At 49.4% G+C, this 18,618-nt stretch carries 20 protein-coding genes; 8 read left to right on the plus strand and 12 right to left on the minus strand.

Going from position 1 to position 18,618, the window contains the following annotated elements; all coding sequences use genetic code 11:
- The 5 genes from ACIDITHRIX25_RS72980 to ACIDITHRIX25_RS73000 form a co-directional block, all read right to left on the minus strand.
- Window positions 1-1,557: a hypothetical protein gene (locus ACIDITHRIX25_RS72980; RefSeq protein WP_052604252.1), complete on the minus strand. Its 1,557-nt coding sequence runs from the start codon at window positions 1,555-1,557 to the stop codon at window positions 1-3.
- On the minus strand, window positions 1,557-2,270 hold the full coding sequence (locus ACIDITHRIX25_RS72985; protein ID WP_201732584.1) for a PEP-utilizing enzyme: 714 nt from the start codon (window positions 2,268-2,270) through the stop codon (window positions 1,557-1,559). Before ACIDITHRIX25_RS72985 ends, ACIDITHRIX25_RS72980 begins: the two co-directional genes overlap by 1 nt.
- Before the next feature lie 64 nt (window positions 2,271-2,334).
- On the minus strand, window positions 2,335-3,798 hold the full coding sequence (locus ACIDITHRIX25_RS72990; RefSeq protein ID WP_201732585.1) for a hydroxymethylglutaryl-CoA lyase-like TIM-barrel protein: 1,464 nt from the start codon (window positions 3,796-3,798) through the stop codon (window positions 2,335-2,337).
- Window positions 3,799-3,806: 8 nt separating this feature from the next.
- Window positions 3,807-5,198, minus strand: coding sequence for an acetyl-CoA carboxylase biotin carboxylase subunit (locus ACIDITHRIX25_RS72995; protein WP_201732586.1), 1,392 nt, complete (start codon window positions 5,196-5,198; stop codon window positions 3,807-3,809).
- Window positions 5,195-5,743, minus strand: coding sequence for a biotin/lipoyl-containing protein (locus tag ACIDITHRIX25_RS73000; RefSeq protein WP_201732587.1), 549 nt, complete (start codon window positions 5,741-5,743; stop codon window positions 5,195-5,197). The genes ACIDITHRIX25_RS72995 and ACIDITHRIX25_RS73000 overlap by 4 nt, the downstream gene beginning before the upstream one ends.
- A gap of 159 nt (window positions 5,744-5,902) precedes the next feature.
- Here ACIDITHRIX25_RS73000 and ACIDITHRIX25_RS73005 point away from each other — a divergent pair, with 159 nt between their 5' ends.
- The 4 genes from ACIDITHRIX25_RS73005 (at window position 5,903) to ACIDITHRIX25_RS73020 (ending at window position 9,305) form a co-directional block, all read left to right on the plus strand.
- On the plus strand, window positions 5,903-6,688 hold the full coding sequence (locus ACIDITHRIX25_RS73005) for an SDR family NAD(P)-dependent oxidoreductase (RefSeq protein WP_052604247.1): 786 nt from the start codon (window positions 5,903-5,905) through the stop codon (window positions 6,686-6,688).
- A 108-nt stretch (window positions 6,689-6,796) separates the two neighbouring features.
- A complete protein-coding gene (locus ACIDITHRIX25_RS73010; RefSeq protein WP_201732588.1) occupies window positions 6,797-7,981 on the plus strand; it encodes a thiolase family protein in 1,185 nt (394 codons plus the stop codon).
- A gap of 183 nt (window positions 7,982-8,164) precedes the next feature.
- The gene (locus ACIDITHRIX25_RS73015; RefSeq protein ID WP_201732589.1) at window positions 8,165-8,908 is read left to right on the plus strand and encodes a FadR/GntR family transcriptional regulator; all 744 of its coding nucleotides are present in this window, start codon (window positions 8,165-8,167) and stop codon (window positions 8,906-8,908) included.
- A 112-nt stretch (window positions 8,909-9,020) separates the two neighbouring features.
- Window positions 9,021-9,305, plus strand: a complete 285-nt coding sequence (locus ACIDITHRIX25_RS73020; protein WP_201732590.1) for a transposase — start codon at window positions 9,021-9,023, stop codon at window positions 9,303-9,305.
- Here ACIDITHRIX25_RS73020 and ACIDITHRIX25_RS000000104195 read toward each other — a convergent pair.
- The 4 genes from ACIDITHRIX25_RS000000104195 to ACIDITHRIX25_RS73030 all read right to left on the minus strand — a co-directional run bounded on the left by ACIDITHRIX25_RS000000104195 (window position 9,282) and on the right by ACIDITHRIX25_RS73030 (window position 10,477).
- Complete coding sequence (locus ACIDITHRIX25_RS000000104195; protein WP_201732952.1) at window positions 9,282-9,407, minus strand: integrase core domain-containing protein; 126 nt, start codon at window positions 9,405-9,407, stop codon at window positions 9,282-9,284. The two genes, ACIDITHRIX25_RS73020 and ACIDITHRIX25_RS000000104195, sit on opposite strands and share 24 nt — an antisense overlap.
- 95 nt (window positions 9,408-9,502) lie before the next feature.
- Entirely contained in the window at window positions 9,503-9,949 is a 447-nt protein-coding gene (locus ACIDITHRIX25_RS73025) for a DDE-type integrase/transposase/recombinase (protein ID WP_249685642.1), read from the minus strand.
- The gene (locus tag ACIDITHRIX25_RS000000104200; protein ID WP_201732592.1) at window positions 9,873-10,061 is read right to left on the minus strand and encodes an IS3 family transposase; all 189 of its coding nucleotides are present in this window, start codon (window positions 10,059-10,061) and stop codon (window positions 9,873-9,875) included. The genes ACIDITHRIX25_RS73025 and ACIDITHRIX25_RS000000104200 overlap by 77 nt, the downstream gene beginning before the upstream one ends.
- 161 nt (window positions 10,062-10,222) lie before the next feature.
- Window positions 10,223-10,477, minus strand: coding sequence for a transposase (locus ACIDITHRIX25_RS73030; protein WP_201732593.1), 255 nt, complete (start codon window positions 10,475-10,477; stop codon window positions 10,223-10,225).
- Window positions 10,478-10,544: 67 nt separating this feature from the next.
- Here ACIDITHRIX25_RS73030 and ACIDITHRIX25_RS73035 point away from each other — a divergent pair, with 67 nt between their 5' ends.
- A complete protein-coding gene (locus ACIDITHRIX25_RS73035; protein ID WP_249685697.1) occupies window positions 10,545-11,078 on the plus strand; it encodes an ADP-ribosylglycohydrolase family protein in 534 nt (177 codons plus the stop codon).
- Window positions 11,079-11,744: 666 nt separating this feature from the next.
- Here ACIDITHRIX25_RS73035 and ACIDITHRIX25_RS73040 read toward each other — a convergent pair.
- From ACIDITHRIX25_RS73040 to ACIDITHRIX25_RS73050, 3 genes are all read right to left on the minus strand, one after another.
- Entirely contained in the window at window positions 11,745-12,071 is a 327-nt protein-coding gene (locus ACIDITHRIX25_RS73040) for a type II toxin-antitoxin system PemK/MazF family toxin (RefSeq protein WP_201732595.1), read from the minus strand.
- Window positions 12,068-12,289, minus strand: coding sequence for an antitoxin MazE5 (locus ACIDITHRIX25_RS73045; protein WP_283770397.1), 222 nt, complete (start codon window positions 12,287-12,289; stop codon window positions 12,068-12,070). The genes ACIDITHRIX25_RS73040 and ACIDITHRIX25_RS73045 overlap by 4 nt, the downstream gene beginning before the upstream one ends.
- 461 nt (window positions 12,290-12,750) lie before the next feature.
- Window positions 12,751-13,920: a hypothetical protein gene (locus tag ACIDITHRIX25_RS73050; RefSeq protein ID WP_213333401.1), complete on the minus strand. Its 1,170-nt coding sequence runs from the start codon at window positions 13,918-13,920 to the stop codon at window positions 12,751-12,753.
- A gap of 1,209 nt (window positions 13,921-15,129) precedes the next feature.
- On the opposite strand from ACIDITHRIX25_RS73050, the gene ACIDITHRIX25_RS73055 reads away from it, so the two are divergent.
- The 3 genes from ACIDITHRIX25_RS73055 to ACIDITHRIX25_RS73065 all read left to right on the plus strand — a co-directional run bounded on the left by ACIDITHRIX25_RS73055 (window position 15,130) and on the right by ACIDITHRIX25_RS73065 (window position 17,719).
- Entirely contained in the window at window positions 15,130-16,413 is a 1,284-nt protein-coding gene (locus ACIDITHRIX25_RS73055; RefSeq protein ID WP_213333402.1) for an ATP-binding protein, read from the plus strand.
- 509 nt (window positions 16,414-16,922) lie between these two features.
- Window positions 16,923-17,213, plus strand: coding sequence for a type II toxin-antitoxin system TacA family antitoxin (locus ACIDITHRIX25_RS73060; RefSeq protein ID WP_201732599.1), 291 nt, complete (start codon window positions 16,923-16,925; stop codon window positions 17,211-17,213).
- The gene (locus ACIDITHRIX25_RS73065) at window positions 17,210-17,719 is read left to right on the plus strand and encodes a GNAT family N-acetyltransferase (RefSeq protein ID WP_201732600.1); all 510 of its coding nucleotides are present in this window, start codon (window positions 17,210-17,212) and stop codon (window positions 17,717-17,719) included. The genes ACIDITHRIX25_RS73060 and ACIDITHRIX25_RS73065 overlap by 4 nt, the downstream gene beginning before the upstream one ends.
- Window positions 17,720-18,618 lie beyond the last annotated feature (899 nt).

Consider the following 18,618-nt stretch of genomic DNA (forward strand, 5'->3'; position numbering starts at 1 on the left):
CTACTTATCCTCCGGCGAGATAAAGTCCCCCCTAAGAAGCGATGCCCCCTTACCCTTTAGGGTTCGAGAGTTTCTCTGCGAATAGAGATAGAGTTCCTGGGCCCTCGGATCGTTTGGATGCAACTTCATCCACTCGTCATCTAGAAAGCGGTACTTATCCTCGAAGACTAGACAGTCGAGTTTCTTAGCCTCAGCATTCGCCTGCTCCTGCGTCAACTTGCCCTTTGTGGTCGTATAGAGGCCAGCCTTTGCCGGTAGCGAGGTGCTTCCCCCTCTGATTTGTCCGACTGAAGTGGTAAATTCATCATCACTAAGTACTGAATATGGAATGGTTGACCACATATCGCCCCTCGCCATCGAGTACTTACTCATCACGTACTCGTTCCCTTGCTGAGATGAAAGGGAGATATATCCAACTAGCTCTGCGATAAGATCCCTGCCATATTCGTCGTTCATAAGAGGCTTGAAGCGTTGAGCCCTCTCCTCGACTGTGAACCAATCTTCCTGTTCATAGATGCCTGCTATGTGGAATAGGTCCTTTGGAACGTTGTAGTAGACGAGTAGACCTGCGTCGATCAATTGATCTCTACTCCATGTTGCCATGACCTTCCAAAGGTCAGAGGTGGCCTTTCGAAGGACTTCTCGTTCATTCTCAAGGAATTCAGCCAAGGTATCGGGACTGTCCATTGCTACTGGCAGGTATCCCCCCGAAAGATAGTCAGAGGTGTAGACGCCCACTGCGGCCATATTGGCGTGGTCGTAAGCTGGAGTCGCTTCAAATGATGCCCAGTCGTCGACGATATGAAAGTGGGTGTCCTTCAGGATTACTGGAATTGTCAGGTTGTTATAGGAGACAGCAGAGGCGACCCCATCGAGCCACGGTAGATCTCCCTCCGCGAGGTCTACAAAATCCCTTACCAGCATCTCCGAGTTTTCACCGACCATATAGGGGCCAGAGTTGTGGATACCTAGGCGACACTCTGCATGCGAGAGAAACGCATATTGAGAGATCTGAGCTAGGAACTTTACTACCGCCGTATGTAGGCGGTCGCCCGGCTTTACAGGAAAAGCATCTGCTTCGAAGACTTGTACCACACGCTCAGGTAAAAGTTGCATTCTCTGGTTTGCATCACTAGCGAGGATGTGGGCATGGTTTCTGTGATAGGAGAGGTTTAGTCTTCGAGAAAAGTCCAGAACGTACGCAACGTCGTCGAGGGCGTCCGTAGGACTAATCATCCCCATGTCAATGAGGATCTGTCGCCCGCCTAGATAGAATTGAGGGATGATTCCATTTGCAATTGCATTGGCGTAGGTCGTTACCTCTCGAGCTCTATCACCAATATCTTCGGCAGACATGTGCTCTTCTAGCTTTCGCAGGAGTTGTGGGTAGCGATACCATGCATTTAAATAGGAGAGGGCGATATAGGGATTGACTGGAAATAGCTTTGACTCTTGAACAGTACGCGTGGTACAAAGCCAAAAAAAGGTGTCGCTGCACTTTCTGATCCATGAGTTGAGCTCGAGCAACTCGGCATAGCTGTGATTCTTTGTAGGCATTATTTTCCCCCTAATTCTTCAATCTTCCAGATGCGACGGCGTGAATTGCTGTCGCCTCCATTTGCCTGTTCCCCTTGCCGAGCAAATTCAACCTCTATGGTGTCGCCATCGTTTAGACCATCGAGTTCGGCGGCCATCAGGCAAGGAACCCCGTATTCTCGGGTCAAGATTCCAAGGTGTGATCGCACGGTTCCCCCCATGCATACGACACCAGCAAAGCCCTCTAGTATTGGCGCTGTTAGAGTGCCACCTGAGTCGTCGATGATGGCGATAGTTCCATCGGGTACGCCATTTATGAGCATCTCCATGACGATCTCGACGTTGGAGATCATTCGTGCCGTACCAATGACGTTGGCTTTAGCATTGAAGACGTTGTCCCCGGTTCCTACGACCTCTCGCCCCTCTTCGTCCCTTTCGCGGTTTCCGGAATCTTGAACTCCGACCAGCGACTTGTACTTATCGGGCTCTTCTTGTTGCGATATTTGAGCTGACATCTCAAATCGATACCCAGTTGCGAGTAGCTCGGCCTCGATCTTTTCAAAGTCGGCCTTTGTAAATTCAAGATTTGGATCTACCACGACATCGTTCCATGGTTTGCCTGACGATGCAAACCTTTCGGCTACTAGCTCGCGGATGCGATTGTGGTAGAACTCCACAGTCGGCGTCATCGCCTTCTTCCCCCACTTGGAGTCGTTTGTATTTGGTTGACCCATCGATATTCCCCCTCGATATTCTTCTTGTTTAGGCTTGTTATAAGTGTTTTGTAACTGTAAAGCTCTATCGTCGCAACGTGATAGTCCAATCCTCCTTGCTCACTCGAAGGTATTTAGGCCTCTTCATTGCCAACATATCCTCGACAAGATCCTTCAGGGAGGATGTCTCGTTGAATATGTAGTTGCGAGGAACAGGACCCTTTGACCTGGTTGCTTCAAGATCATCTGCAGGTGCTAGGTATCGCATGAGAAGCTCCTCATCGGAGATCTTTTCATCGCCGTATTCTCGCTTTAACTCTTTAATAGAGGGTTGCGGAGGCTCCCAATCCTGCATCTCTCTTCCCCGAGTCGAATCCAAGATTCGATCCTTGACCTCCTCATTGAATGGTGCTGGTGCCTTACCAAGGTGGCCAAGGACGTAAATAATTACCTCGTCGGGCACTATCGAGTAGCGTTCCCCTGTCACTACGTTTAGTACCGCTTGAATTCCCATCAATTGTGAAAATGGAGTAGCTGAAATTGGATGGCCCAAGTCCTCTCGACATTGAACTACCTCTTCAAGTACCTCATCGAGTCGGTCCGCCATGTTGTACTGAGCAAGTTGGGCTTTGAGGGTTCCAGTCATCCCACCTGGTAATTGGTGCTTGTAGTTGAAGACGGAGTACTCATTAACGTGGCCAATTGGATGACCCTCTTGCTGTGCTACACGAGCGAAGTGTGCGGCAATAGGCTCAAGGAGCTCTTCGTTGATTCCATGGGTGTGGCCTAGCCAATCTAGATTTGCAACCATGGATTCGGTTGACGGAAGTGATGGACCATTTGCGAGTGGCCGAGAGGCCGTGTGGAGGATATTGATTCCTGCTGCAATTGCTTCAATGTAATTTCTTGGCGCAACTCCGACGGTATTGTGGCAATGCATCTCGAGAGGCGTGCCGTTAGCAGCTTTTACTAAAGCTGGAAAAAGAGTAGTCGCTCGTTCGGGGGTTAGAATTCCTGGAGCATCTTCTACGTACACTGAGTCCACAAAGCCCCAAGACACCATCTCGGCGACCCTCTCTGCAAAGAATTCATCGGTGTGCACGGGACTGATGCCATACATGACCGATGGGACGACTTCGGCCCCGGCATCCGATACCACTTTGCATAACCTCTCCATCTTGTCCATATTGAAGAGGCAGTCGTAGATCCAAAATGAATTGATACCGTGCTTGACTAAAGTCTGAATCCAAAGGTCCATCAGCGAATCGGGTGTCAGGCCGAATTTTGCGATGCAGTTTGACCTTGAACCAGCACGTAGTTTAGAGTTTGGCATCCAACTCCGCCAAAGATCTAACCCTTCCCATGGATCCTCTCTGGAGTAGCGAATCATGCATTCAAACATCGAGCTACCCGTTACATCTACGGTCCTAAAACCGGCCTTGTCGATCAATCCAGCTACTTCCGCTACCATTCCGGTGCGCATTCGCATACCCCAAAGGCTCTGTTGGCCGTCCCTTAAAGTCTGATCAACGAATTCGATATGGCTCATTAAAGTTCCTATTTTCCTAGGGGGTCGAAGTTTGACCCAGAATTAGCAGCTAAAAATCTGGGTAGAAATGCTCTCTCTAGCCAAACGGTGGTGAACTGATTTTCTCCAAACTCTCTCGAGGATATAATCGAGCGGTGCAGGTCGATAGTCGTAGCCACTCCCTCAACTTCGAAGTGTGTTAGGGACCTAAGAAGCTTGGTTATCGCCTCTGATCGGGTATTGCCGTGGCATATTAGCTTTCCTAGCATCGAGTCGTAGTAGGGGGAGACTCTATATCCGCTGTAGCAGTGAGTGTCTACCCTCACACCGCTTCCCATCGGCGCCGTCCAGGAGGTGATCAAACCAGGCGATGCAGTAAATCCGTTTAGGGCCGACTCTGCGTTGACTCGACATTCGATAGCGTGGCCCGAGATCTTTACATCAGATTGCGAGAAAGAAAGGGGTGCCCCTCCTGCAACCCGAAGTTGCTCCCTTACAATGTCGATCTCGGTAACCATCTCTGTTACAGGATGCTCCACTTGAACGCGGGTATTTACCTCTAGAAAGAAGTACGACTCGCGGTCGAGATCATAGAGGAATTCGACCGTACCTGCTCCAACGTAATCGAGGGCTGATAACAGTGATATCGCAGCTTCGGCTAACTCTCGTCGAACAGTTTCGCTTATGATCGTTGCCGGCGCCTCTTCGACCAACTTCTGAAACCTACGCTGGCAGGAGCAGTCTCGATCACCGAGGTGGACTACCTTACCGAAGCGATCTGCCATAATCTGCACTTCGATGTGGCGTGCATTCTCGACGTAACGCTCTATGTAAATCCTGTCATCGCCAAAGGCGGCACGTGCTTCATTGGATGCTTGTGCGAATCCGGCTCGTAATTCATCCAAGTTGTGAATTTGGCGCATCCCCTTCCCCCCGCCGCCTCCAGCTGCCTTCAGAAGCAGAGGATATCCGAGCTCCTTGGCAATATTTTCAGCTTCATCTACTGAAGAGACTGCGTCGGAACCCGAAGCCACGGCAACTCCTAGGGAACGGGCAAGCTCTCGTGCTGCTACCTTGTCTCCGCCGCGTCGAATGGCATCGGCACTCGGACCAACGAAGGTGATTCCCCATCGATTCGCCTCCTCAGCTAGCGCCGGTTGTTCAGAGAGAAATCCATATCCGGGGTGGATGGCGTCACACTTAGCTAGTATCGCGGCAGAGATTTGGGTTCCAACGGAGAGGTAACTCGCACTCGCGCTCGGTTCACCTATACAAATTACCTCATCTGCTAACCGTGCTGGCATGCTGTCCAGATCTGCTTCAGATAGTGCAGCAACACTTATCAATCCTTCGTCAAAGCAGGCACGGATGATGCGTACCGCGATCTCTCCCCGATTTGCAACTAAAACCTTCGAAATCAATTTGTGCCCCGTGAGAGATCGTCGCTTTCGACTTCGATTAGGAAGAGAACGTCTCCTGCCTCCACTGCCTTTCCATTTTGTGCAACTGTCTCGACTACCCTTCCTGAAACGCCTGCTTTGATGTGGTTCATCAGCTTCATAACTTCAACGATCGCTACTGTGCTATCCGGCTCTAGAAGCTGCCCTACCTTTGCAAAGGGGGGTGCTCCGGGACTGGGTGAAGCCCAAAAGATCCCTACAGTCGGCGCCGTGATTCGAACCAGATCTGACGCACTGTGATCTCTGTTCAAGTTTCTCTGGGAGATTTGTAATTCAGCTGGAATTGATTCAGCTTCGGTGTCATTGCCAATCGTCGCTCTTTCACCCAAGTTGTAGGATGACTTTGTTACTTCTCGTTCGAATACGATCTCCTCTCTTTCGTCGATCGTACCTGATTTTGAACTAATTTTAATCTCGAAATCCGAAGTACTTAGGTGTATGTTTTCCCAGTTAGAAGCTTCAAATGCCTCAAGTATTCGACGTACATCCGAAGTATCGAAACCCATTCAACTCCCCCTTCGTAGTCAATTTGTCTTGACAACAAGTTGTAGGATGACTACTATTTACTCATTCTACATATGGCATGTGGTTCCGTCAAGCCATTTCGAAAGATGGGGCATTAAGCCATATGCAGAATCGAACATGTTCGAATTGAAGGGGGATATATGACGGGGAGACTAGAGGGCAAGATCGCTGTTGTCACGGGGGCAAGTAGTGGCATTGGCCGATCAGCCGCTGAACGCTTTGCTGCAGAGGGGGCCAAAGTCGTTGGGGTTGGAAGGAGTGAATCTAAGCTCGCCGACCTGAAGAAAGTAATAGAGAAGAACGGTGGCACGATAGTCACAGTTGCTACTGATTTATCGCAAGATGCGGGTTCGGCGGCCTCGATCGACACTGCGATCTCGACCTACGGAGGTCTTGACATCCTAGTAAATTGTGCAGGAGTTGGCTACTCATATAGAGAAGTACGTCCGAATAGCATGCTTGCTATCGATGAGAGTTCGGTTGAGGAGTGGAGCCACGTTATGGCGATCAACCTCGACTCGGTTGTAAATTGCACGAGGCGCGCAATTCCAGAGATTCGTAAGCGTGGTGGCGGAGCGATCGTCAACGTCTCGAGCGTGCTTGGTATCGTAGGAAATCCAGATGCGCACGCATATACCACTGCTAAAGGGGCAATAATAAATCTCACTCGCTCACTAGCTACGGCCTATGCTAAGGACAACATTCGTTCTAACGTCGTTTGTCCGGGATATATCGAGACGCCGATGGTGGAAGAGTACATCGACTACCTAAATGGTGAAGACTATAGGTTCCAATGGAATCCATCGGGGCGGATGGGCAAACCTGAAGAGATTGCAAATGGAATTCTCTTCCTTGCATCCGATGAAGCGACGTACTGCAACGGCTCCGTCATGGTGATCGATGGAGGAATGACTTGCTCGCCGTGAGGCCAGTAGTCCGAACTTTCGGATTTGAAGGCACGAGTGATCACTCGTGCCTTCAAAGATCGTTGGATAGGTCAATTCTCGTCCATCTGCTGAGCATTGAAGGTCGAAATGGCTGGCTCTAACTACATCATCGGTACTTCGATGACTCGATTCACCAAAGAGGATCGTTCGTTGGAACAGATGTGCTCTCAAGTGATTGAAGCTTCCCTAGCAGATGCAGAGATTTACACCAACGAAGTTGACGCCGTCATATTCTCAAATGCAGTCGGTGGACTAATTACAGGCCAAGAGATGATCCGAGGACAGGCAAGTCTCAAGAGAAGCAGCCTCCTTGGTAAGCCTATTATCAACACTGAAAATGCATGTGCCTCGGGTAGTTCAGCCTTCTTTCTGGCAGATAAGTTGATAGATTCCGGCGCCTACGAAGTTATTCTCGTCGTTGGCGCTGAGAAGATGACACATCTCGATAAAGCTACATCATTTGCCGCCATTGGCACAGCGATCGACCTGGAGTGGCCACCACCAATTGAAAGTGACGGCGCATCGATTGATCGTTCGTATTTTATGGATGTATATGCATCGATGGCAAAGGAGTACATGAGTCGTTACGGCGCTACCGAGGACGACTTCGCAGAGGTAGTAGTAAAAAACAGGCGTCACGCATTGAGTAACCCAAGTGCTCAATTTCAAAAGAGCACAACGGTTGAAGAGGTTTTGGCAAGTCGCGTTATTACCGGTCCATTGACACTCCTTATGTGCTCTTCGATTAGTAACGGCGCAGCAGCTCTAGTCGTAACCGGTTCCGAATTTGCAAAATCTCGAAGGACTGACTCCAGAGTTAGAGTTTTGGCGAGTGTCCTTCTCTCTGGACAAGAGAGAGCTGAAGAGACGCCTACGGTGGCACGTCGTGCCGCCACCAAAGCGTATGAGAAGGCAGGTGTATCCCCTGCTGATATCGATGTCGTTGAGGTTCACGATGGAGCAGCCCCCGCCGAGCTCATCACAATTGAAGAATTAGGTCTAGCTGATGAGGGAGGAGCCCTGCGTATGCTGCGAGCGGGAGATACGACCATCGGAGGAAAGATCCCAGTCAATCCAAGCGGTGGTCTGATTGCGAGGGGCCATCCGATCGGTGCAACTGGCTGTGCTCAGCTCGTGGAACTTTCGGATCAGTTAAGGGGACGGGGCGGTGACAGGCAGGTAATTGGTGCAAGAATTGGATTGGCTGAAAATGCCGGGGGATATTTGCGAAATGACTCTGCTGCAGCTACGGTTATAATTCTTGGACGCTAACGAGTTGAAAAATGCGTTTCGACTTTCGCATCTTTGGTGATGGTATTAGCCAAGTCGATGAAAGTATAATTAACGTTCGAAGGTGACGGCTTTCAGCGAGGTTGCCCGAGACTATCGCATCGATCCGAGTGTCGATATTTCGCTGCAAAGTGAATGCCAAAAGCCCTTCGGAGAGACATCTAAATGAGCGGATCTGTACAGACGATCGAAAGAATTATGGATTTGATAGCAAACGGTGAGTTTGCGTCAGGTCAGCGTCTTCCTTCGGAGACTGAACTAGCGGCTAAGTTTGGCCTTTCTAGGAGTTCGTTGAGGGAGGCCACTAGCGCCTTAGTCCACTTGAAGGTTCTTGAAGTACGCAAGGGAAGCGGAACCTACGTTTCAGACCTGGGGCCAGAAGTTTTGATGAGTGGATTTGGACTTGTTGTCGATTTGGCCAAGAGCGATACTCTGCTCGAAATATTTGAAGTAAGACGCCTTTTTGAACCAGTTGCAACCGCGCATGCGGCGTTAAAGATAAACGATGAGCAAGTTGAGCAGCTGCGTCGAAGCCTTGATCTTATGTACGAAGCAAGCAATGTGGAAGATCTCATCGTTCTCGACTACGAATTTCATGAACAAATTATGGCGGTTACTGGAAATATGACTTTGTGTGCCCTGATGCGAGGGCTGTCAAATAAAGCAATCCGGGCACGTATCTGGAGGGGAATTTATATCGGTGGCGTACAGTCGTTTACACTGGAACAGCATCGAAGGATCGTAGATGCGCTGGCTGACCGGAACCCTACCTTGGCTTCCGCAGCATCCACGATCCATGTAACCGAATCCGAGAGATGGATTCGCTCGCTAATTGAGGATAAGCAGATCTCGATCAATGCCCTTCATGATCATTCAGTAAACTTGACGGAGATTGAAACGGCGGAGTAGAGAGGTGCTCACCGATCCCTTTTTACAAGTTACTCTATCGAAATTGATAGCGATGTGAACCTTCTCACGATACGCGACACGACTCTCCCTAAATCAAAGGAGAATGGTAGTCATGGGAGAATTGCATCCAAAAGAGGCAACGCCTCGTAGAAAGTTTGACTCGGATTTCAAAAGTGACGCAGTCAAACTTGTAGAGATTGGAAATCGATCCATTAAGCAGGTGGTAGAAGAGTTGGGTATCTCGGAGGCAACTCTTAATAATTGGGTCTACAACGATCGGAGAGCAAAGAAGGCTTCCGGTGAGACTACACCGGACCTCATTGAAGAGAATCTTTGGAATTACTCACCAAACGCGAAACGGAACTCTGCTTATCTATGCAGCTTTCACCATAGCTGACTTTTCAAAATCAATTGGCGAAATATCACCAATACTTGAATGTCTCCTCTTCCGGTTGTACCATTGGATCCAGTCGAATATTTCGATTCGCGCCCGGATAATGCCGTGTTAACCTGCTAATCGAGGCAAATTGATTCGCGGGAATGGAGCCTCACGATTAGCCGGTTAACGGTGAATCCCCAACGTTCCCCATCGACTTATAAGAACTGAGAGAGTCGTAGCATCTCTCTGAACTCATTACTTGTGTATTGAGATCCATGGTCGATGCGAAAAATGGTATCTGACATCAATACCTTTCCCCTGGTAGATCGTGCTTTATCGAGGCAATCGATGAACATCTGGAGGTCCATTGAATCACTCATCGAATACCCAAGGATCCTTACTTGAATCGCGTCCATGATGCACACCAAATACAACCAGCCTTCTCTTGTGCCGATGTAGGTCAGGTCACTCACCCATAGCTTGTCTGTTTCATCGACGGAGAAGTTTCTCTCAACTAGATCAGAACTCTTCCTGGCGTGTCTATCTGGTCGAGTCGTGATCGTCTTAGCTCTTCCGCAAGCCCCACTAATGGATAACTCTGCCATCAGGCGACTTACGTACGGTCGCTTTTGAGACGTTAATACCGCTATCTCTGAGCTCATGAGTCAATCTTGGTGCGCCATAGATCCTACGGTTAGCTAAGAAGGCTTCAAGGAGCCTCTCTTTGAGATTCTCACGAGCGCTATTTAGCTCTTCGAGGTACTTCCTCCTCACCGACCAGCGGTAATAGGCATAAACGCGATACAGCTAAGACCCTACAGAGCACATTGATTGGAAAATCGGCCTTTACGGATATCTATGAACTGGTAAATCAGTTCCCGTCTGTGTCCTTTATCCAGAAGGCCGAAAACAGAGAGTCTCTATTTCTTTTCCATTTACGAGCCTGTTCTTATCTCCTTGCGGAGACGAAGATTATCTTCAATGAAATCCGGTGTAGTCTCACCGGAAGCCTTCTTTGCTCTCCGATCGTTGTAGACCCAATTATTAAGAGTTGCCTCCGAGATACCCAACTCTTCTACCACCTGCTTAATGGATCGATTTCCAATCTCTACAAGTTTGACTGCGTCACTTTTGAAATCTGAGTCAAACTTTCTACGAGGCGTTGCCTCTTTTGGATGCAATTCTCCCATGACTACCATTCTCCTTTGATTTAGGGAGAGTCGTGTCGCGTATCGTGAGAAGGTTCAATCATTGGATATGGTCGGCGAATGGGCTATGCAAGACGCCGCTCTAACTCATCCCAATCCAGTATGCCTTCAAGCTAACTCGCTTTTCACAATGGCTATTGCTCATGCTATTTCAACTGGATGCGACGGCGAGACACTCTATCGCAAGATCAAGCAGTGGTCTTACGCACAAGTAGTCGATCCTTTACTCATGGATGTAATCCAAGGAGCTACCGAAGGACCACCATCTGACTACGTCCATCAACAAGGTTGGGTTTTGATTGCATTTCGCAATGCACTGTGGCAATTGCTAAATGCTCCGAGTTTTGAAACAGGCGTTGTCGATACGGTTATGCAAGGTGGAGATACAGATACAAATGCGGCAATTTGTGGAGCGCTATTGGGTGCTGTCTACGGTATCGACGCGATACCATCCCAATGGGTCGACTCCGTCTTGAACTGCCACCCTAAGGCTGGAAATCCAGGCGTCCATCGCCCGCGACCAGAGTGTTTCTGGCCAATTGATGCCTTGGAGCTAGCAAGTCGATTAGTTGGCAACCAATAAAGTTCGCTGATTCATGTGCTGGTTGTTTACGTGTAGTCCAATGCAATAGTTAGATGCGAGCACTTGATGATGCCACAAATGCAAAAACTTGATTCGTTGTAATCATATGAGGAGTTGAATCACTCCCTCAAACGCACTAAGACCAGTTCAGTCAAGCGTTTCCACACTATTGACATCATTGAAGAAACGGAGTGTCTATCGAGGCGTTTTCGACACCAGAGAGGAGGCGAGAATTGAGATCTTTGACTGGATCTAATGGTACAACCGCAATAGGAGACATTCAAGTATTGGTGGCATTTCACCGGATGGGTTTGAGAAGTCAGCAATGTTGAAAGCTGCATAGATAAGCGGGGTTCCGTTTCGCGTTTGGTGAGTAGCTCCATTCCACCAAGGGTCCACATCTCTCTCGACATATAAAAAATCGCCCTCAGGAACAACCCGATAGGCGATTTGAGCGGCATCGATAAAGTGCAGGGTTATCATACGGATAGTTAGGTGGAGGTGAGCGGACTCGAACCGCCGATGTCCACGGTGCGAAAGTACCAATCCTGGCCTCCTGAATAGGGATTTAGCGAAGAATAATGAGGTCAAAGCACTGCAATCCCCTCAAGCCCCCTCGATAAACTTCCCCATATATATCGATAAGGTCGCGTAAGTTCACACCGACTACCCGCAGCCCACAGCCACCCCAAGCGCGGAGCAGACCTCGCGCATCCGTGCGTCGCTAAGTCGGCCTAAACGCTCGACGAGCACGCTGACTGAGACGCTCTCAACTGAGTCCAAGTTAACCGCGGACGGACGCGGGACTGGGTCGTCTTCCGGATTGAGCACCACCTCGCTCGACAACCCCCGTATGTTCGTCGTACACGGGGCGATTACCGCCCGGCGAAGCCGAGGAATAGCCATGTCGCGAGACAGAACCACCACAGGACGGCGACCGACGTCCGACAGTTCGCACCACCACACCTCGCCCCGTGCTGGAAGCTGGGTCACGACCGCCCAGCTGCGTCACGAAACGATGCCAGATCACCCCACTCATCAGGCACATCCAGCGGAACGTCATCGTAAGCACCGTAACTTGCATCTATCTCCGCACGACGATAAGAAGCCACCAACGCCCCCAACGCCTCGTCCAGCAGCGCAGCGTCCGTCGACCCGACGAGCAGCTCGCGGGCACTGCGCAAAAGATCTTCGTCCACCGTGGTACTCACCCTCACCCTACTCATGCCACCAATATAGCATAGATATGCCACAAGTCATCTGGTTGGATTGCTTCCAAGCGCGTACTGTGGGCAATATCACGGCCGCGCTGTGACAACACGCTGGTTGGTGAGGGTTGCGTCGCCCCGTATGGAAAGACCCGGATAGGAAGTAGGCAAGGTCACAGAGATAATGGGGCTTGACTTCGACGGAGTAAAAAGGTGAGGGTGACAACCGTCTAGGTCGACCAAGGAAGGAGGCACTATCGGACGCCGGAATGCGTGGCGAACGGTAATGACCGACAAGGTGCTTTACCGGGCGGGCCGACTTTTGCTGGTTATTGCTCTAGAGCTGCCTTGATTTCGTAGTCGGCTAATGAGCGATACGGAGGTTGGTCTATTATCACCCCTTGAAATCCAAAATATCTTAAAGATGCTTATTCATGGGTAGTAATGCGATTTCCCAAAGTAAATCAGGTAAAACTTTTCAGACGCAGTTTCAAATTCTCTTCAGACAGTTTCCCGCTTGTGGCAAGAACTTTCCATGGAAGCGGTTTCTTATCAGTGCTTGCATGTTGCTGGTGCCACTGACGGCAAAGCCACAGAAATGTGCTCGCTTCGATTAGCGCAATTTCAGTTCCAACCGGACATTGGGTCTTAAGGCGCTGGGCTTCTGCGACCGATTCTTTTGAAAAGGAGGGCGCTATTATCATCATCGGACATGGAATCTGAGGCGCTGGAGTTCGAGTGCAATAAGCTAAAAATTGACGGCTCGACTTTTCGGTAAGAGAGTATTCACTCACGCTTGACTTGCAGTCCCAGAGGAGGACATGACGTTTGTCGGGGTATAACGCTCTGCCGTCAGCATGGTTACTTCCCTCGAATTTCTCGGTTTCAAGAAAAAGATACTCCCTAACCAAATACGTTGTTGCATCTTCGAAGAATCGTTCGCCTTGTATATCTTTTTCGATAACTCCAGCTGCCCGAAGTTTGTTGTAATCACGAGAAGCAAGTTCTACGTAGAACCCCACCAATTGCTCGTGCCTCGAAACACCTTGCCCGATCGCCTTAGTGGTCGACGTATCGTAAAACTTGACGATACGTCTTATTAGGGCATCTTTGCTCGAATCAGAATTTGGTAGTGAAAGCTTCCGCGCCCACGCCCGAAGTTGATCATCCTCCACCAACTTCAATACAGCTTTTGGAGATGTGTAACTGTCAATCAGTCGTGATGCCAAAAACTCCCGCGTTCCGGTAAATAATTGGTTGCTTGCTTCGAGCGCAGCTTTCATGGTGCTGACTTGGACATTCTTGAGAAGATTTAAGTACGCTGGGGTTTGCAATTCAATCTTTAGGAGTTGGCGAAGCGGTATTGCAAGTTCGTCTGGCACGCAATAAATGTGTTCATCTTTCAATCGTGCTCTCAGCACGAGACCCATTCTTTCCAGATGGCCAATCGCTTCATTGACCTCTTTCGCGGTATGCAATGCGCCACTTTCCGATGGAAACTTACCGAGCTGAAGCTCTATGACTCGATGATCGCGTCGAGCTATTCCTAGCTTTAGGCGAAGCCTCTCGAGTAACCGGAATTCACTTGCATTGACGCTATCTTCCCAGGCCGCTTCTAGGACTGTTTTATACAAATCGACTGTCTTGGCATTCAAATGCCGAAGGGAGTTAGGTTTGCATGCCCCAAGCTCCAGCAAAAATCCTAAGGTCTGTCAAATTAACACTATTTACAGCACCTTCCAGATTCACCTGCACTCCGTCTTTGTTCGTAATCAACTGAGTTTGCAATATCAAACGTTGTGGATGATAGCATCCCAACCAAACCTCTACACGTTTTTCGAAAGTCAATTGCGTCATTCGACCTTTAAAACCATTCGAATTTATCGATTGAATCGTGAGTGGTTTACGGCTAAGTTCACAGTTACTTGTGGTGATCCGCTCGCTACGTGAGTCGATACGGCTGATTTTACAGGTTTGTTTCCCTTACGGATTTTTCCCGAAAGTGGCTAGTAACGTTGAATTTACTGCGCCTTAAAGATCCTCGTGGAATCTCTCAGCTGTTCGGTTGATCCCAGAGCTGTAAATTCACAAGGACTTAAATTTCGCGTACCTGGGTCATCGCTCCTCTAACTCCATCGCAGCGGCAAGGGATTGTTGGAAGCTGCATAGTTGAGCAGAGCTTCGTGTCGCGTTTGGTGAGTAATTCCAGCTACTAGGACTCTCTGCTTTGGTTCCTAGGGCACCTTGTCATACGCGCTCCATCATCGCCCTCTTCCAAACAAAAGTCAAGTTAGGTAACAACATTATTGGCAGAGAGGGGTTGTGAAGTTTCCAAACTTGAATTGCGCCGAGTTGACAAATTCGAACTGCTTACTATCCGCTTAAAAATTCCCCTCGACTTTATCGCCCTCTCTAATTTGCTTGAATGAATTGTCCGACGGGAGGCTGACGCCGAGAAGTGTAAGTTCGCCACTCGCGAATAATCCGACGTGTCCCCTTGGGTAGCATGTAGCCAGGCGTGGGCTGTTCCCAAATACCCTCTTATCGTTTTGTCGATTTGCCAATGAATGCGCGCTCTATATAGTTCATGCTCCACTCACAACTCACGTGCGAATTCGGCCTATCTTTTCGAGTTCACTTCAACCGAGGAGTCTACGGAATTGAGAGTTTGAGCTATGAAACCGAATAGATCTCAGGGCTGCGAGCCAAAAGTTTGGCCTTCAAGTGCGATATTCAACGGTGTTTGCGTATCACGAGAAGTTCGGAAATCCGCAGAATTCGTCGATAGGTCTCCGCATTGATCGGCATAGGGTTGCCATAATTATCGGCATAGGGTTATGATAGTGACAGTGGATACCGTTAAAACTCTAGGGCGAGAATACCGGCAACGAGTGATAGACGTGGCGTTGCTTCGCGCGCTCGGAGCGGCCGGCGCTGTGATTATTGAGGGTGCGAGGGCCAGCGGAAAAACTATGACCGCCATGAATGCATCAAATTCATACGCGTTCATTGACGATACTGACATACAGCGAATCTTGGAGATCGCGCCGCGCTCGGTTCTCGAGGGGCTCGCTCCGCGACTGCTTGATGAATGGCAGGTCGCCCCAGAACTTTGGAATTTAGTACGACGTAGTGTTGATTCGACCATTGAACCTGGACAGTTCATCCTTACAGGGTCTGCCCTAACTGCCGACGATTTAACCCGCCACACCGGAGCTGGTAGGTTTATTCGACTTCGACAACGGACAATGACCTGTTCAGAGAAGCTGGATGGGGCTAGAGGTCAGGTGAGCATCGCCGGACTTTTTGAAGGTATTCGACCGTCCGCGTATGCAAGTACGGGCATTGAACTCGACCATGTCGTCGACCATATCCTGCGTCCCGGATTTCCCGCGATGACAGCCCTAAGTCCGGAACAATCTGCAGATCGCCTCAGGGCTTACATCGACGACGTCGCCCGTACGGATATTAGGCGGCTGGCTGACGTCCGCCATAAGCCCGACGTCATTAGGCAATTAATTGTGGCAATCTCAAGGTCCGTCGCTACCGAGCTGAACTATACAACTCTTGCTAATGACGTACGAGTTGTCGCACCAAACATCGACGTAGAGACGATTAGCAGTTATGTCGAACTGTTGCAGCGTCTATTCATCGTTGAATCCCAACAGCCCTGGGCGCCAAAGCTGCGGTCCAGGGCTCGATTGCGAGTCTCGCCGAAGCTTCACTTGGTCGATGCTTCGCTTGCTGCTGCGGCGCTCGGTGCAGGACCTGTACATTTGCGAAATGATCTTGAGACACTCGGCATGCTTTTCGAGAGCGCAGTAATCCACGACCTTATGGTATTCGTTTCTGCAATGGGTGGCGAAGTCCGCCACTACCGAGACTCTAACGGCAAGGAGATAGATGCGGTAGCCGTACTTGCGGATGGACGCTGGGGAGCAATCGAGGTAAAGCTCGGTGGGGGACAGATTCTGAATGGAGTCAAGTCGTTACGCAGCGCTATCGACCAGATCGACACTAAGACGATGGGCGATCCAGCGTTTCGACTTGTCGTCACTGGAACCGGTCCGATCCTCACTGCAGACGATGGTACCGTGTCTGCCCCTTTAAGTGCACTTTCACCTTGATTGAAACCAATTTGTTTGAACTTATTTGTAAATCGCCCCTTGAGCTCATGATGGGTGGCCAATCTTTATAAAATTGAGGGTGACGCGGCTCTTCGAAACTCTTGGTTGCGTGCCTCTTGGGATTTCAATGAAAGGCAACCGCAAGTGCTGGCATCCCTACTTCTATCTAACGTGAACGAAGTCCTCTGGAGGGTCCCTGTTCAATCGTCCAAATTGAATGTGGTCTTAGGATCGCTTTGTTTTTATACGTTAGCGACCCTAAGGCAAATCCGTCTAGCTTTTTGACCATTTAACAGTAGCTGGTTGTTGAGCCTTTGTGGGCGAAGATCAACCGATTGTGTGTAAACGCGTAGCGTTTTCCCATTCAGTCGATCTTTTGCGTAGCAATCGTCCACAACTTTGGGCAACCTCACTCTATCCAATTGACGGTGTTTGTGAGACACAACAAAAAATAACCTTTTGCGGAATACGGCATTATGCCGTATGATAGATCATATGAGGAGGTAAAAATGAATAAATCCAAAACCGATGTCGAAACTGCCCGATTGGAAGCGCGAATCCCGGTCCAGATCTACGACCTGATGCAACGTGCTGCACGGTTGCGCGGTATGACTTTGACCAGTTATCTCATCGCCACCGCAGGTGAAGATGCCCGCCGTATCGTCGAGGACGCTGACATCATGCGATTGGCCCGTGAGGATCAGACCGTGTTCGCCGAAGCCCTAATCAACCCAATTGCACCGAACGAACGTTTGGTTCGCGCTGCCAAACGCCATTCCGAGATGATCGAACGGAGGTGAGTAGTCGTTACGTCATCGAGTCGCTCACAAAAACACATAAGCGGGAAACGTTTGTATGCGGCAACGACCGGATCGATAGCTATTTCCACAAATCTGTCTCACAAGACGTAAAGCGCAACTATGCCACTTGCTTCGTCGCGCGAGATATCAAGACTGATCAGGTAGTAGGGTTCTATACCTTGTCTTCCAGTAACGTGCCGTTGACCGAAGTGAGCGACCAGGTGAAGCGGAAACTGCCACGTTACCCAACCATCCCGGCAGCGTTAATAGGCTGGCTTGCTCGCGATAGAAATTTCGCCGGACAAGGGCTCGGGGAAGCATTGTTGTTTGACGCAATTAAAACAGTCGCCACAGCTCCTATTGGGGCCCATGCCATATTTGCTGACGCGATTGATGACCAAGCTGCAAATTTCTATATTGGATTTGGCTTCACGCCATTGTTGCATCGTCCTCGCACCCTCTATTTGCCGGTGGCAACGGTAATAAAATTATTGACGGTGCAGTAATGTAAGCAGTAATCTCGTTTCATTTCAACCCAGGGTGAGGGTCCCCAGATTTCGTGGGTACCTGTTAAGTCAACATAGATTATTAGCAGAATGGTTGTCAATTTTTCGAGAACAAGGCGTATATTAACTCTTGCGTTCAAGATACGAAGGTGCGCATCGAATTGTAGATTCCGGTAGGAACGCGCCAGAGGTAGGAAATGAGATATCTATTTCTGTGAGAGTTTCTAAAAAGCTCAAGTAAAAGATCAATTTAGGAGATTAGAGGCTGCATCGATCGTCAGCGACGGATCACTAACTGTGATGGGAGATGGGTGACGAGAACTCATAAGGCTTAGCCGCGAGCATCGTAGATACTCGAGTGAGAATAATGAGTTCTAAGGGTAAGCCAAACGCGTACTTTTACAGCAGAGCAAACAAGCGACGGCAATTTACCTTGGTAGAAGTGTAATTGCGCTAACTTCGAATAACCACGAATGGTGCGACTTCTGGACGTATCGAGATATCGTCTATTTCGCCTGGTTGCGGCGGTTACAGAACGAAAGCCTATGCCAATTTAACAAGGCGACGACCTTGAGGCAAAGATCCTTATTACTCACAGGGGATCTGTTGAAAGCGCGGTGTCGCTGAGGATCATCGCTGGCAGAGAGGGAGCATTAGATCCTTCAAACGTATATGGGGTGGTTAGTAGTTGATCTTTTAGCCTCTCGCAAGCGGTTGTCAGATTTTCGAAGCACTTTTTCCTCGACGACCTGCGACAATAGGAAAGCCCTAATAATCGACAACAATGAGCTGAGCTTGTTGATCGGAACCTTATGCCTCGCAGGACTCAACTATGAAAACACCCCAGTTCTCGCCGGTCTAGTCCACCCCAAAGGTGCGAAAGCTAAGGAATCTCCGTT

Source organism: Acidithrix sp. C25, from assembly GCF_904848545.2.